General features: G+C 66.1%; 1 protein-coding gene. It reads right to left on the minus strand.

The window, feature by feature from the left end:
* On the minus strand, positions 1-1,217 hold a 1,217-nt coding region (locus tag GHO42_RS03365), incomplete at both ends, for a tetratricopeptide repeat protein (protein ID WP_153384113.1).

The raw sequence follows: 1,217 nt of genomic DNA on the forward strand, positions 1-1,217 counted from the left end.
GCTCGGGGGGGTGTTCGGCTTCGGCCTGGGCGCGTTGCTGCTCGAGCAGCTGTTCGACCAGGGCTTTGTTCTGTGCCGCAGCCTCCAGCTCGGGTTGCAGTTCCAGCGCCTGTTCCCAGGCATCGATGGCCGCTTCCAGCTCGCCGTTCATGGCCAGTGCATTGCCGCGATTATAGTGCGCGCTGGCGCTGTTGACTTCGGCAAAGCGTCGGGCTGCACCCGCATAGTCGCCCGCCCGGTACAGGGCCACGCCCTGCCAGAGCGGGTCGCTGAAATGCTCCACGGCCAGCAGCGGCTTGTTTTGCTGCAACAGGCGCAGGCCCTGTTGGTCGGGACGCAGCCACAGGTCGGTAAAACTTATGGCCTGCGCCGGCTGCGGTTGCAGCATAAACAGCAGGGGCAGGCAGAACAGCCAGCCACGGCGGCCCGCGCAGGCCACCAGCAGCAGAAGCGGCAGCAACAGCCAGTAACCCTGGTCGGCCCAGGTATCCAGTTGCAGGGTCTGGCCGTCATTGCGCAGGTTGCGCGGGCCGTCGAGCAGGCCCAGGCCGCGCAGGTCGTTGTCATCCAGACGCGCCTGGCGGTAGCGGCCACCTACATCGAGGGCAAAGGCGCGCAGGCTCGGGCTGTCGAGACGCGGCAGGAGAATGGCACCCTGGTCGTCCTGGAGAAACTGCCCGTTTTCATCCACCACGGGGGCGCCTTCGCGACTGCCAATACCCAGTATCAGCAGTTGCGGTGCATGGCCGCTCAAGGCCTGGCGGATGCCGTTGCGCTCCTGTTCACTGAGCGATGAGGTGATCAGCAGCAAGCGGCCCTGGCCCAGTGCGCTCTGATCCAGCAGTTCAAGGGCTTTGCCAATCGCCAGGTCGGCGCGATGGCCCGGCTGCGGCATGATCGACGGCTTGAGGGCTTCGAGCAGGTTGCGGCTGGTGGCCATGTCATCGGACAGCGGCACCAGGGTATGGGCGCTGCCCGCGTAGACGATCACGGCGGTTTGCGCGTCGCTGCGGTTTTGCAGCAGGTCGTAGATCTTGCGCCGTGCCTGCTCAAGACGGTTGGGCGAACTGTCGGTGGCGAGCATTTCGGGGGTCAGTTCGAGCATCACCACCAGCGGGTCTTCGGGTTTCTGCGAGGACTGCTCGACGCGCTGCCAACTGGGCCCGAGCAGGGCCAGCAGGGCCAGCAGCCAGCCGAGTCCGAGGGCGATCCATGGC

The sequence above is a fragment of the Pseudomonas sp. FSL R10-0056 genome, assembly GCF_009600105.1.
In the GTDB taxonomy this organism is placed as follows: Bacteria; Pseudomonadota; Gammaproteobacteria; order Pseudomonadales; family Pseudomonadaceae; genus Aquipseudomonas; species Aquipseudomonas bubulae.